The 13,047-nt window shown below is 62.5% G+C and carries 12 protein-coding genes; 4 read left to right on the top strand and 8 right to left on the bottom strand.

Annotated features, from left to right (window positions below; translation table 11 throughout):
* The first annotated feature begins 114 nt into the window (after window positions 1-114).
* Window positions 115-1,020: a LysR family transcriptional regulator gene (locus JOH52_RS22635; protein WP_107010459.1), complete on the top strand. Its 906-nt coding sequence runs from the start codon at window positions 115-117 to the stop codon at window positions 1,018-1,020.
* Window positions 1,021-1,026: 6 nt separating this feature from the next.
* On the opposite strand, the gene JOH52_RS22630 is transcribed toward JOH52_RS22635, so the two are convergent.
* The 6 genes from JOH52_RS22630 to JOH52_RS22605 form a co-directional block, all read right to left on the bottom strand.
* Window positions 1,027-1,803: a pyrroline-5-carboxylate reductase gene (locus tag JOH52_RS22630; RefSeq protein WP_014530057.1), complete on the bottom strand. Its 777-nt coding sequence runs from the start codon at window positions 1,801-1,803 to the stop codon at window positions 1,027-1,029.
* A gap of 61 nt (window positions 1,804-1,864) precedes the next feature.
* The gene (locus tag JOH52_RS22625; protein WP_107010458.1) at window positions 1,865-2,935 is read right to left on the bottom strand and encodes an ABC transporter ATP-binding protein; all 1,071 of its coding nucleotides are present in this window, start codon (window positions 2,933-2,935) and stop codon (window positions 1,865-1,867) included.
* Window positions 2,932-5,196, bottom strand: a complete 2,265-nt coding sequence (locus JOH52_RS22620) for a glycoside hydrolase family 2 protein (RefSeq protein ID WP_040120938.1) — start codon at window positions 5,194-5,196, stop codon at window positions 2,932-2,934. Before JOH52_RS22620 ends, JOH52_RS22625 begins: the two co-directional genes overlap by 4 nt.
* A gap of 8 nt (window positions 5,197-5,204) precedes the next feature.
* Window positions 5,205-6,023 carry a carbohydrate ABC transporter permease gene (locus JOH52_RS22615; protein ID WP_107010457.1) on the bottom strand — a complete coding sequence of 273 codons (819 nt, stop codon included), beginning with the start codon at window positions 6,021-6,023 and terminating at the stop codon, window positions 5,205-5,207.
* Window positions 6,020-6,916 (bottom strand): carbohydrate ABC transporter permease, encoded by an 897-nt coding sequence (locus tag JOH52_RS22610; RefSeq protein WP_014530060.1) that lies wholly within the window; start codon window positions 6,914-6,916, stop codon window positions 6,020-6,022. Before JOH52_RS22610 ends, JOH52_RS22615 begins: the two co-directional genes overlap by 4 nt.
* Before the next feature lie 93 nt (window positions 6,917-7,009).
* The gene (locus JOH52_RS22605; RefSeq protein ID WP_003527981.1) at window positions 7,010-8,284 is read right to left on the bottom strand and encodes an ABC transporter substrate-binding protein; all 1,275 of its coding nucleotides are present in this window, start codon (window positions 8,282-8,284) and stop codon (window positions 7,010-7,012) included.
* A 207-nt stretch (window positions 8,285-8,491) separates the two neighbouring features.
* Between JOH52_RS22605 and JOH52_RS22600 the strand changes: the two genes are divergently transcribed.
* Window positions 8,492-8,740: a type II toxin-antitoxin system VapB family antitoxin gene (locus tag JOH52_RS22600; protein ID WP_003527982.1), complete on the top strand. Its 249-nt coding sequence runs from the start codon at window positions 8,492-8,494 to the stop codon at window positions 8,738-8,740.
* Entirely contained in the window at window positions 8,737-9,150 is a 414-nt protein-coding gene (locus JOH52_RS22595) for a type II toxin-antitoxin system VapC family toxin (RefSeq protein WP_017272516.1), read from the top strand. The genes JOH52_RS22600 and JOH52_RS22595 overlap by 4 nt, the downstream gene beginning before the upstream one ends.
* Here the strand turns inward: JOH52_RS22595 and JOH52_RS22590 are convergent.
* Both JOH52_RS22590 and JOH52_RS22585 read right to left on the bottom strand, forming a co-directional pair.
* Complete coding sequence (locus JOH52_RS22590) at window positions 9,133-10,212, bottom strand: LacI family DNA-binding transcriptional regulator (protein WP_003527984.1); 1,080 nt, start codon at window positions 10,210-10,212, stop codon at window positions 9,133-9,135. The genes JOH52_RS22595 and JOH52_RS22590 overlap by 18 nt on opposite strands.
* A gap of 70 nt (window positions 10,213-10,282) precedes the next feature.
* Window positions 10,283-11,224 (bottom strand): AraC family transcriptional regulator, encoded by a 942-nt coding sequence (locus tag JOH52_RS22585; RefSeq protein WP_014530061.1) that lies wholly within the window; start codon window positions 11,222-11,224, stop codon window positions 10,283-10,285.
* Between the two features lie 195 nt (window positions 11,225-11,419).
* On the opposite strand from JOH52_RS22585, the gene melA reads away from it, so the two are divergent.
* Window positions 11,420-12,892, top strand: a complete 1,473-nt coding sequence (melA, locus tag JOH52_RS22580; protein ID WP_003527988.1) for an alpha-glucosidase/alpha-galactosidase — start codon at window positions 11,420-11,422, stop codon at window positions 12,890-12,892.
* The last annotated feature ends 155 nt before the right edge of the window (window positions 12,893-13,047 follow it).

Here is a 13,047-nt window from a genome sequence, read left to right as displayed (position 1 = left end):
TCGGCCTCGTTGAATCGATGGAACGACCTCAAGATGATTGTTATCCGCGGAGTTGATAAGCTCTGATGAAAACACTAGACCATTTCAGTTGGTGCAATAATCGAGGTGTAATCGATGGATCGCTGGCAGGCGATGCGGGTCTTCGTGCAGGTGGTCGAAAGCGGCGGGTTCGCGCCGGCCGCCAAGGTGCTGCATATGAGTCCGCCATCGGTCACCCGAGCGGTGGCGAAGCTGGAGGACCTGATCGGGACACGGCTTCTGGTCCGCACCACGCGCTCGTTGAAACTGACTGCGGCGGGCGAAGGTTATGTGGCCGATTGCCGGCGTATCCTCGGGGAAATCGCCGAGGCGGAAGCCAATGCGGCTGGCAGTTTCACCGCTCCGGCGGGGTTGCTCACGGTAACGGCGCCCGCGCTCTTCGGGCGCATCCACGTGCTCCCCGTCATCCTCGATTTCCTCGATCACTATCCGGCTATGCAGGTAAAGACCATCTTCGTCGACCGCGTGACCAACCTGGTCGACGAAGGGCTGGATGTGGCGATCCGCATTGCCTCGCTCCCGGCCTCCGGGCTCGTTGCGCGCCGGATCGGCTCGGTCCGGCAGGTGCTTTGCGGCTCGCCGGATTATTTCGCCCGCTTCGGCGATCCCGGCAGCCCGCAGGAGCTTGCCCGTCATCGGATCATCGGGCGCGAGGGCCTCTTCGGCCACTCCGAATGGCTCTTCGGACGCGACAACAATATCCGCGTTCCGATCAGCCCTCGTCTCATCTGCAACACCAATGACGCGGTCCTTGCCGCGGCTGTGGCGGGCTGGGGATTGTCCCGGTTTCAGTCCTACCAGGTGGCACCCGATGTGAGTGCCGGCAGGCTCAAGGTCGTTCTTGCCGACTACGAGCGCGAGCCGGTGCCGATCCACATCGTGCATGCGGAAGGCCGCATGGTCTCGGCAAGGGTGCGCGCCTTCGTGGACTTCGCCGCCGGGCGTTTTCGGCGCCATGCGGGTCTCGGCACCGAGCTTTGAAGACCTTTACCGGTCGTCGCCGCGCACCCGCAGCAGCACGCGTTCGAGCGCATCCGTCAGCGCCCGGTGGCCGCCACCGCGGTCGAAATCCGTCAGAACCTGCTCGTTCAATCCGCCCTTGGTCGAAAATTCGCGGGCGAGTTCTTCGAGCGGCGTCCCCTCGTCCCTGACCGCCCTCTGCGCGAGGCTGGCAAAGAGCGGCGCGATATAGGCGCGTGCCTTGTCGCGGTGGAGACCCTTCTCGGCGAACCAGGCGGTCGTCCGGTCGAGAATGCCGAGATAGGTCGCCATCAGAGCGCTTCCGACGGCAAGCAGATCGTATTCCTCCCTGGTTTCGCATTCGACCGCTGTTCCGAGTGCCGCGAAGATCGCGGCAACGGCGCGGTTCGGCGGATAGATCGCCGTCACGCCCTCGCGCTCGGCGACGAAGGGCAGGGGGATTGCCTGCGTGAGCTCCACCTCCTCGCCGATCCAGCCGAGGAGCGTCGGACGGTCGGTGGCGGCAATGACGCTGACGACCTTCTGGCCCTTGCGGAACTTGAGCTTGGGGATCACGTCCTCGGCGATTTGAGGACGCACGGCGAGGAACAGCACGTCGGCCGCGTCCACCGCTTGCTGATTGTCCTTGACGATCCGAACGAGCGGGAAGCGGCCGGCAAGCCGGGCAGCAATCTCCCGGTTGCGCGGGGAGACGAGAATCCCGGCGACGTCGAGCCCGGAGCCGACGATGCCCGTCACCATCGCTTCGGTGATGGCGCCGGTGCCGATGAAGCCAATACGCATCGCTGTTCACTCCCTTGATTCGTGAGTGGCGACATTAGATCAATTCCCGGAAACTGCGTCACTAACGCAGCCGTTTTCCCTCTCCGTCGAACACCAGAACCGAAACCGGATCGAAGCGGGCTGTCAGGCGGTCACCGGCCCTAAGGCCGCGGCCGTTCTTCGTTTCGACGACGATCAGCTCGCCATTGCCGTGGCGGGCATAGGCGAACGTCTCGCCGCCGAGATGTTCCAGCATGTCGATGGTGAGGTCCAGCGCTGCAGGACCGGCTTCATCGAAATGCTCGGGCCGGATGCCGATCGTCACCGCAGTTCCCGCCGCCGCCTGCAGGGTGACGGGGATCTTCGTGTTTCCATAGTCCGGCAGGCGCGCATAGGCCTGGTCCTTGTCGATTTCAATCACGCCCTTCAGGAAATTCATCTTCGGCGACCCGATGAAGCCGGCGACGAAGAGGTTGGCCGGGTCGTCATAGAGGTCGAGGGGCGAGCCCACCTGTTCGACCACGCCGGCGCGCATGACGACGATCTTGTCGGCGAGCGTCATCGCCTCGACCTGATCATGCGTCACGTAGACGATGGTGGTGGCGAGCTGCTTGTGCAGCCGCGCGATCTCGATGCGCATATGCACGCGCAGCTCCGCATCGAGATTGGAAAGCGGCTCGTCGAAGAGAAAGATCTTCGGATGGCGGACGATCGCCCGGCCGATCGCCACGCGCTGGCGCTGGCCGCCCGAAAGCTGCTTCGGCTTGCGGTCGAGCAGCGCCCCGAGTTCCAAGATATGGGCGGCCTCGTTCACCCGCTTCTCGATCTCGGCCCTGGGGACGCCCGCGAAACGGAGCGCGAAACCCATATTCTCGCGGACCGTCATATGCGGATAGAGCGCATAGGACTGGAACACCATGGCGATCCCGCGCTTGGACGGGTCGACATCGTTCATCCGGACGTCGTCGATCGTCAGGTCGCCGGAGGTGATCTCCTCGAGCCCGGCGATCATCCGGAGCAGCGTGGACTTGCCGCAGCCGGACGGTCCGACGAAGACGACGAACTCGCCGGACTTTATGTCGAGATCGACGCCCTTGATGACCTCGAGACCGCCATAGGATTTACGGACATCGCTGAGTTGGAGTTCGCTCATGCGCTCGCCGCTCCGTCCGCCAGGGCGACGAGGTCGAGCTTCGCCGCGCCGAGCCGCGACGACGCGACCGAGACGACGATGGCGCCGGCGGCGCCCGTGGACTCCAGCCAGAAACCGGCGGAACCGCCCTGGAGGACGATGCGGGCCGGTCCGACGAGGCGCGCCGGACCATGAATCTCGATGTCGACCGCATCGTTCAGGAAAGGCAGGACGTTGCCGGCCTGGTCGAGCGCGCGCAGGATGACGCGAACGCTGTCGCGGCCTTCGGCACGGAGCGTCTTGCTGTCCGCCTCGACCTGAAGCGTCGTAGGCACGGGGTCGGCGGCCATGCGGAGATCGGCGACCGGCTTGCCGGCGATGAAGCCGGTAAATTCCGCGCTCTCCCACTTCATGCCCCAGACTCCGAGCTCGTCCTTGGTGAAGTGGCGGTGGTCGATGACGACCGGTGGATGCGGCAGGTGCGGGAAATTCTCGCGATCCGGGCCGACGCGCTTGGTAAGCGAGCCGTATTTCAATTCGATCTCGTCGCAATTCGTCAGCACGATCAAGGGCAGCACGCCGCCGATGTTGCGCTCACCGCGCGCCCAGAAGGTCACCGGCTTCATCACGATTTCCTCGGAGGGATCGCACTGGCTGGCATAGACATAGGCCGCGAATTTCGGCTCGCGGAACATGTCCATGACGCCGTGATAGCAGATCCGGTCGCCGGAGCCGAAATCCTTGTGGGTGTTGTAGTCGAACATGCACCAGCCGATCGCACCGGAGATGCCGGGATCGCCATAGGCCGCATTCAGCACCTCCAGGTGCCGGCGAACATGCTCGGCCTGGCGCTGCTCCTGATCATAGATCTTCGTCGGATACATGTGGCCGCCGAATTCGGTGATGAGATAGGGCACCTTGCGGGGAAGCCCGGTACATTCCTGCTGCGGGCGAAGAGCCGTGCGCGGCCGGTTCGAGCCCGGCAGTTCCTCGTTGCCGAGGATGAAGTCGTTCATCGTGTAGACGTCTTCCAAAAATTCGCTGTCGGTGATGTAGCGCACGCCGCCCGTCTGCCGTGTCGGGTCGAGCTCGCGGGCGAGGCGATTGGTCTCGGCATAGAAGTCGTGCGAATCCTGCGACTCGTTGATGCGCACGCCCCAGATGACGATCGACGGGTGGTTCCAGTCGCGCTCGATCATGCGGCGGACGTTCCGGATTGCCTCCTGTTTCCATTCCTCCCCACCGATATGCTGCCAGCCGGGGATTTCTTCGAAGACGAGGAGCCCGATGCGGTCGCAATGGTCGAGGAACCATTTCGACTGCGGGTAATGCGAGGTGCGCACGAGATTGCAGTGAAGCCTGTGCTTCATGATGTCAGCGTCGCGCTCCTGGGCGGTGCGCCCCATGGCGTAGCCGACATAGGGGAAGGATTGGTGACGGTTCAGCCCGCGGATCTTCAGCGGGCGGCCATTGAGCCGGAAGCCTTCGGTCGTGAACTCCGCCGTGCGGAAGCCGAAATGCGCGGCGAAGCGGTCGGAGCCGTGACCGGTCCTGAGCTCGACTTCGATCACGTAGAGCACCGGATCATCGATATCCCAAAGGGAAAGGCCCCTGAGGCCGTCCATTTCAAAGGCGAGGCTCTGGCCGGTCGTCTCGCCGGCGACCTCGGCCAGCACTTCGCCGGCCGCATTCTTGAGGAGCGCCGAGATCGTGCCGGAGAAGGATAGCCCTTGCGGATTGGAAAGGTCACACCGGAGGGAGACGGCCTTGGTGTCGGAGAGCACGTCGCGGGTTTCGATCTTGATATTGGCGATCGAAACCGGATCGGTGACCTTCAGCCAGACGTCGCGATAGATACCGGCATAGGTCAGATAGTCGATCCGGCCGCCGAAAGGCGGGATCTCCGGATTTTCGCTGCCGTCGATCTTCACCGTGATGAGATTGTCGCCTTCCAGGAGCCTGTCCGTCAGGCGCGCCTCGAAAGGCGTGTAGCCGTCCCTATGCGCCACGATCTCTTCGCCGTTGAGATACACGACCGTATCGGCCATTGCCGCGTCGAAGACGAGCGAGACCTCGCGCCCGGAGAAGTCCGGGTGCCAGGCAAGAACCCTCTGGTAGGTGAAGGCGCGCTGGTAGCATCTCTCGTCGAAATAGTTGAACGGCAGTTCGACGGCATTGTGCGGCAGGCTGATCGGCTGACCCGCCCGGAGCGTTCCGGCGTCGGCGGCGTCGAAGCCTTCGGAGAAGACCCATGAATCATTGAAGGAAGTAACAGAGCGCATCATCGTTCCTATTTGACTGAGCCCAGCATGCCCTGGACGAACTGGCGTTGCATGAAGAAGAAAACGGCAAGCGTCGGCAGTGTCGCGAGAATCGTCCCGACCATGACCACGCCGTAATCGGGGTAGTAGGCGGAGGCGAGCGACGAGATGACCAGCGTGATCGTCTTGGTCTCATTGGTCTGGAGCACGATCAGCGGCCAGAGATAGTTGTTCCATGCGGTCATGAAGACGATGACGAAGGCGGCCGCATAGGTCGAACGCACGACCGGCACGTAGATGAATAGGAATATCTGCCATTCCTTGAGCCCGTCGACCTTGGCCGCGTCGCGCAGCTCGGACGGGAAGGCCTTGGTGCTCTGCCGGAAATAGAAGATCACGAAGGCGGAGCCGATCGAGGGCAGGACGACGGCGAGATGCGTGTTGATGAGACCTGCCTTCCCCATCATGACGAAGAGCGGGATCATCAGCGCGGCGAAGGGGATCATCAGGGTCAGCAGCATCGCCCGGTAGACGCGCTCGCGTCTTCGCGAGCGGAACATCTCGAAACCGTAACCGGCGAGCGAGGAGACGGCGAGCGTGAGCACGGTCGCAACGATCGCGATCTTGGCCGAGTTCCAGAAGACGAGCGGCACGTTCACCAGCGTGAAGAAGTTGGCGACATTGGTTGCAAAGGCTGCGCCCGGCAGGAGCTTGCCCTTGATGATGTCGATCGACGAATTGGTTGCGCCGAGCACCATCCAGATGAACGGAAAGACGGAGAGGAAGGCCATCAGGCCGAGGAAGCCATAGGTGGCTGCCATCGCCGCGAAACGTCCAAATCCGTTCATCGGTCACGCTCCCTTGCTGCGAAGAACTGCACGAAGGCGAGGAGCGCGACGAGGACGACGATGACATAGGAGACCGTCGCCGCATAACCCAGGTTCGGCATGAAGCGGAAGGTCAGGTTGTAGATGTAGAGCGACAGGGTGAGCGTGGCATTGGACGGGCCGCCCTTGCCCTCGGTCAGGTTATAGACCTCGTCGAAAAGCTGCAGCGTGCCGATCGTCGAAATGACTGTCGTGAAGAGGATGACCGGCTTCAGCAGAGGGATGGTGAGGTGGGTGAAGCGCGCCCAGGCCGGAACGCCGTCGATGCGCGCCACCTCGTAGATTGACTTGTCGATGTTCTGAAGTGCCGCAAGATAGAAGATCATGTTGTAGCCGGTCCAGCGCCAGGTGATGGCAAGAATGACGAGAACCTTCGCCCAGAAGGGATGCGTCAGCCACGGAATGGGCGAGGCGGCGAGACCGATCGCCTGGAGCGTCGAATTGACGATCCCGTCGGTTGCGAACATGCCCTTGAAGAGCACCGAATAGGCGACCAGCGAACTGACGCAGGGCAGGAAGATCGCCGTGCGGAAAACCCCTCGGCCGACGAGCCGGGGATTGTTGAGGAGCGACGCCAGGATCAGCGCGAGCAGGATCATGATCGGCACCTGCACGACGAAATAGGTCATCGTGTTGGTGAGCGCCTTGATGAAGACCGGATCATTCCAGAGCCGAACGATGTTTGCGAAGCCCGCGAACTTCAGCGTCATGCCGCGGCCGGACTGGAACGACATCCAGAGCGACCACGCGATGGGATAGACCATGAAAAGGGTGATCAGCCCCAGCGCCGGGGCGACGAACAGCCAGCCATTGACGTCGTAATATCGGCCGATACCGCGGCGCGCTCGAACCATGTTCCCCTCCTGGAAGGCCGGACAGCCGGAAATTGGCCGCGGCAAGAGCCGCGGCCGGAAACGGCGGGCGCATGCCCGCCGCCATCCACCGCATCACTGGATCTGTGCGCTGACCTCGGCCTCGATCGCCTGCAGCACCTCGTCGACCGGCGTTCCCTGCGTCACGGCCGGGAGTTGCGCAGTGACGGCGAGATCCGCCTCGTTGGTGAAGATGCCGTAATTGACCGAGGGGACTTTCGCCAGCCAGTCGGAGAAGTTCTGCCAGACCTTCTCGCCGCCGAAGAAGGGGTCGGCCGCCTCATAGGCTGCGCCGCCGCGGGCGGCGAGCAGCGAGCCGACTGCACCCCGGTCCTGCAGGATCTTCTGATAGAAATCGATGTCCTTGGCGTAGATCTCGTTCAGGAAGTCGATGGCTTCCGCCTTTTCTTCGGAGCTTTCGAGCACGTACCAGCTCGAGCCGCCGAGATTGGAGGCATGGGTTGCGCCTTCGATCGAGAGCGCCGGGATGGGTGCTACTCCCCAGTTGCCGGACTGGTCCGGCTGCGCCTTGACGGTGCCGGTGATCCAGACGCCCGTGACGACGGTCGCGACGTCGCCGGAGGTAAAGGTGCCCACCCAGTCGGACCAGCCGTTGGCGGGCTTGTAGATATTCGCCTGCATGATCTTGCCGATGGTTTCGAGCGCCGCCTTCAACGCCGCATTGCCGGCTATGTTCGGCTTGCCTTCCTTGTCGAAATACCATTGCCCGGCCGATTGCATGATGATGCGCACGAGACCGGCGTCATTCGGGTCGAGGCCCATCATCTTCTTGCCGGTCTTCTCTTCGACCTGCTTTCCGATCTCGATGAAGCGGTCCCAGGTGAGATCCTGCATGTCTTCCGGCTTGAAGCCTGCGGCTTCCAGATAATCCTTGCGGTAATAAAGACCCGTGACGCCGGAATCGAAAGGCATTCCGTAGACCTGCCCGTCGAGGGTCATGAGTTCGACCTTGTAGGGGGCGAAACCCGAATAATCGACGGTGCCGGACAGAGGCGCGAAGGCGCCCGGGAAGGATTGAAGATATTTCTGAGCGCCGTAATCCTCGATGAGCACGATGTCGGGGAGCGCGTCGGCGGTGCCTGACGAAAGCCCGGTCTGCAGCTTCTGCTCGACGTCGAGCTTGGCGAAATCGACGATGTTGAAGGTGACGTCCGGATGCGTTTTCGTATAGCGGGCGCCCGCCTCCTTCATGATCGCGACGTTGAAATTCGGGTCCCAGCACCAGATGGTGATTTCCTTGGCCTGCGCCGCGGTCACCCCCAGGAAGCTTGCGCCCGCGAGAGCCAGCCCGGCGATACGCGGCAGATAGGCACGCGTCTGAATGTCCATTGTTCCCTCCCGAAATCGTGTTCCCCGAGACAGTCCTCTCTGTCCCGGCGGGAGTATTTCTCAAAACTCGGGTAGACGCAATTATTTTCAGTAAATTTTTACCTCGTTTTTATGAGCGGCGACGGCGCTTTCGGCCGTCTAGCCTGCACAAGCCATCTTGCTAGCATCGCATGCGTCTCCTATATTGGGGGAAAGGAGTATTGAGGCATGGGTGCCCCACAGCTTTCGGTCCGAAGTGCAAAAGCGCGTGATCTGGCGCGCCGACTTGCACGGCGAGAGAACCGCTCCATCGCTGACATCGTCGAGCGTGCTCTTGAGTTATATGAAACCAGAGAAGCTGGCCGAGAGCCTGCGAGTGCTTTCTATGCGCGCTTGTTCGAGAGTTGCGGCACGGACATCGACCTCGAGGGTGTGATCAGAGAGAGCCGCAAGGCTCATCCGGGTCCTGACCTTTGATTTTCGTAGACACCAACGTCATTTCGGAAACGCTGCGCAAGACACCTTCCGAAGCCGTCATCGCTTGGCTCGTGCGCTATGATGCAGAGCTTGCACTCCCGACGGTTACGATCGCCGAAATCGCCTATGGCATCCAGAAAATTGTGCCGGATCAGCGCGCCGGCCGTCTGCAGCTTGGCCTCGATGGTTGGCGGCAGCGCTTCGCCGACCGGATATACGGTCTGACGGAAGAAGCGGCGATGGAATACGGTGAAATCATGGGTACGGCATCGAGGCACGGCCACGTCATGTCGGCGCCGGATGGGATGATTGCCGCTATAGCCAGAGTGAACGGCGGGCGATTGGCCACGCGCAACCTGGCGGATTTCGCCACGGCAGGGCTCGAATTGATTTCACCCTGGGATTTTTAGAACCGGCTCGGCCGATACGATATCATCTGCCTTGTTCGCGGTCTCGGCCGGCGCCGGCGTGCTGCCGCGCCAGACGATTTCCGTCCCGAAAACCACCTTCTTGGCGACCTCGCGGCCCGAAAGCCGCTCGAGCAGCAGGTCGACGGCGGTTTCGCCGATCAGTTCCGCCGGGATCTTCACCGTGGAAAGCGGCGGCCCGAGAAACTGCGCGACCGGGATGTCGTTGAAGCTGGCGACCGCGATATCTTCGGGAATCCTGAGCCCCGTCTCGTGGATGGCCCTGTAGGCGCCGAGCGCCATATTGTCGTTGCAGGTGATGAGGATCTTCGGCGGATTGGGCTTCGACAGCATCGCCTTGGCAAGCTTGTAGCCGCTGTCCGGCGTCATCGGCTCGACCATGCACAATTCCGGATCATAAAGCCCGGCCCTGGTCATCCAGTCGATATAGGTGCGGCAACGGCGCTCCGAATGGATGTTGTCGGGCCCGTAGAAAGCGTCGATCCAGCCGATGAAGCCGATGCGCCGGTAGCCCATGGCATGCACCGCCTCCAGGAGCCGGGTCATCGCCAGCGAGACGTCGCTGAGCACGGTGTCTTCCATGTCTCCGGCGGGTGCGTAATCGGCAAAGACGAGGTGGCGGCTGTGGCGGCGCAGCCATTCGAGCTCATCGCCGTAATAGTGGCCGACGGCCACCACGCCCGAGGCGCCCTCCAGGATCGTCGCTTCCGGAGGGTTGCCGGTGAGAAAGACCTTGACGACTTCGCTCTTCAGCGCCTGGCAGCGGCTCTCGATGCCAAGCCGGACGCCGACATAATAGGGATCGGCGAGTTCCTGGGCGGGATCGAGGAAGTGCACGAGCGCGATCTTCAGCCCGACGCCGACCGCTTGTGCGGCGGCACGACTGCGATTGCGTGGCGTCGCATAGTTGAGCGCTTCCGCCGTTTCGATAATCGCCTGGCGTTTCCTGGTGGAGATAGACAGTGTCGGATCGTAGTTGAGGACGCGCGAGACGGTTGCCGACGATACGCCGACGGCCGACGCGATTTCCTTGATTGTGACCATTCGGTTCCATCCGTCCTTCTGCCGTGCCGCGCTGGAGTACTCCGTTTAGTAAATTTTTATCGCGGCTTTTTCAATCGCAAGCCGCAGCCAACGTGGTCACGGATTCGTTGGTCCTCGCATTGCGGCCCGTGGCAGGTACGCTCGCATACATGCCGGTGGTGCGGAACTCGGTCGGGCTCGCGCCGAAGACGCGGCGGAATACCTTGGCGAAATAGTTGGGGTCCTCGAAGCCGGACAGGATGGCGACTTCCTTGACCGGCAGATCCGCGGTCTTGGTCAGCAGCTTTACGGCCCTCTGCAGGCGCTTCTGCAGCACGAATTCCGCCGGCGGCATGCCTTCGCTGGCGGCGAAGGCCCGGGAGAAATGGGCGCGGCTCAGGCCCGAAATGCGCGCGAGCTCCTCGACCGGAAGTGGCTTGCCGAGATTGCCCAGGATGTGATCGATCACGTGCTGCATCTTCCGGTATTCTTCACTAAGGACCGGATGCGATCCGAAGACATCGTCATAGAGCGCCATCGCCGCCTCATAGGCGATCGCCGAGGCGCTGCCCGGTGTCTCGCCGCCGGCGATGAGGCGCAGGCTGCAGTCGGCAAGATGTTCCACGGTATCCGGCTGCAACCTTATGATGGGACCGGTGACGGCGAGAATGGCGCGGTGGATCCTCAGCGCTTCCTCGCCGTTCATGGAGATCCAGAAGAATTCCCAGCGCCCGCCTTCCTCCAGCCAATAGCGGTGATTGTGGGGGACGAGCAGGAGCAGCGTCTCGCCCGGACGCACGCGGTGGGTGCGGTTTTCATATCGCAGGTTGCCGGCGCCGCCGATCGTGTGCTGCAGGACGGTGAAGGGCGTCTGACCGCGCTTGCGGCCGTCCCAATCGTAGCTTGCATCGGTCCTGATCTCGTAGCCGGTACTTGTCGGCATCGTGTGCAGGCTCTGGCGTCCCCGCGGCAGTGAGACCGTCCGCATCGCCGGTCCCCGATCGATCAGTTGCCGCAGCACAGAATTACCCATGAAAGCACAATACCTCTCTAGTCGCGCACCCGATTATACACATAATGCCCCCAGATCGCGCAAGACATACGGTTATCGCGGCGTTTGACGAGGGGTTGGCGAGGAGGATGCCGCATTGCCGATCCCGGTCAGGCCAATGAACTGATTTTACCCTTTTAGCGCGTAGGTCGCAGTCTGAGGAGGAATAGCACGGCCATGGCCAGCTTCAAGATCGCCATCATCGGCGCCGGCAGCATCGGCTTCACCAAGAAGCTCTTCACCGACATTCTTTCCGTGCCGGAGCTCCGGGACGTCGAGTTCGCGTTGACGGATCTGAGCGAGCACAACCTCGCCATGATCAAGTCTATCCTCGACCGGATCGTCGAGGCGAACGAACTGCCCACGCGGGTGACGGCGACGACCGACCGCCGCAAGGCGCTGGAAGGTGCGCGCTACATCATCAGCTGCGTGCGCGTCGGCGGCCTCGAGGCCTATGCCGACGATATTCGCATTCCATTGAAGTACGGCGTCGACCAATGCGTCGGCGACACGATCTGCGCCGGCGGCATCCTCTACGGCCAGCGCAACATTCCGGTGATCCTGGATTTCTGCAAGGACATCCGCGAGGTGGCTGAGCCCGGCGCCAAGTTCCTCAACTATGCCAACCCGATGGCGATGAACACCTGGGCGGCGATCGAATACGGCAAGGTCGACACGGTCGGTCTCTGCCACGGCGTCCAGCACGGGGCCGAGCAGATCGCCGAGATTCTCGGCGCCAGGGACGGGGAGCTCGACTACATCTGCTCCGGCATCAACCACCAGACATGGTTCGTCGATGTCCGTCTCAACGGCCGCAAGGTCGGCAAGGACGAACTCGTCGCCGCCTTCGAGGCACATCCCGTCTTTTCCAAGCAGGAGAAGCTCCGGATCGACGTATTGAAGCGCTTCGGCGTCTATTCGACCGAAAGCAACGGACATCTGTCCGAATACCTGCCCTGGTACCGCAAGCGTCCGGACGAGATCTCCAGGTGGATCGACATGTCGGACTGGATCCACGGGGAGACCGGCGGGTATCTCCGCTATTCGACCGAGACCCGCAACTGGTTCGAGACCGAATATCCGCGCTTCCTCGAAGAGGCGGGCCGGCCGCTGGAAACGATCAGGCGCTCGAACGAACATGCGAGCCGCATCCTCGAAGCGCTCGAGACGGGTCGGGTCTATCGCGGCCACTTCAACGTTAAGAACAACGGCGTGATCACCAACCTGCCGGCAGATGCGATCATCGAATCCCCCGGCTTCGTCGATCGGTTCGGCATCAACATGGTGGCAGGCATCACGTTGCCGGAGGCCTGTGCGGCCACCTGCATCTCGTCGGTCAACGTCCAGCGCATGTCCGTTCATGCGGCGATCACCGGCGACATCGATCTCCTGAAGCTCGCCGTGCTGCACGACCCGCTGGTCGGCGCCATCTGCACGCCGGAGGAAGTCTGGCAGATGGTCGACGAAATGGTGGTCGCGCAGGCCAAATGGCTGCCGCAATATGCCCATGCAATCGACGCGGCCAAGGAAAGGCTCGCCCGCGCCACGGTCGCCACCCGGGAGTGGAAGGGCGCCGCGCGTCGCGAGGTGCGCTCGATCGAGGAGATCCGCGCGGAGAAGGAAGCGGCGAAGCTGCGCGCTGCGGGGTAGAAGAGTGGCTACCTCTGCCCGGAATTGCCCCTCACCCTAACCCTCTCCCCGCAGGCGGGGAGAGGGGGACTTAGGCGGGCGCTGCGAGTCTCCTTCTCCCCGCTGGCGGGGAGAAGGTGGCCGGCAGGCCGGATGAGGGGCAATCCCCGGTCGGG

This window comes from Sinorhizobium meliloti (genome assembly GCF_017876815.1).
In the GTDB taxonomy this organism is placed as follows: domain Bacteria; phylum Pseudomonadota; class Alphaproteobacteria; order Rhizobiales; family Rhizobiaceae; genus Sinorhizobium; species Sinorhizobium meliloti.
The sequence above is the reverse complement of the archived record's forward strand: the minus strand, read 5'-3'. Positions and strand labels throughout refer to the sequence as shown.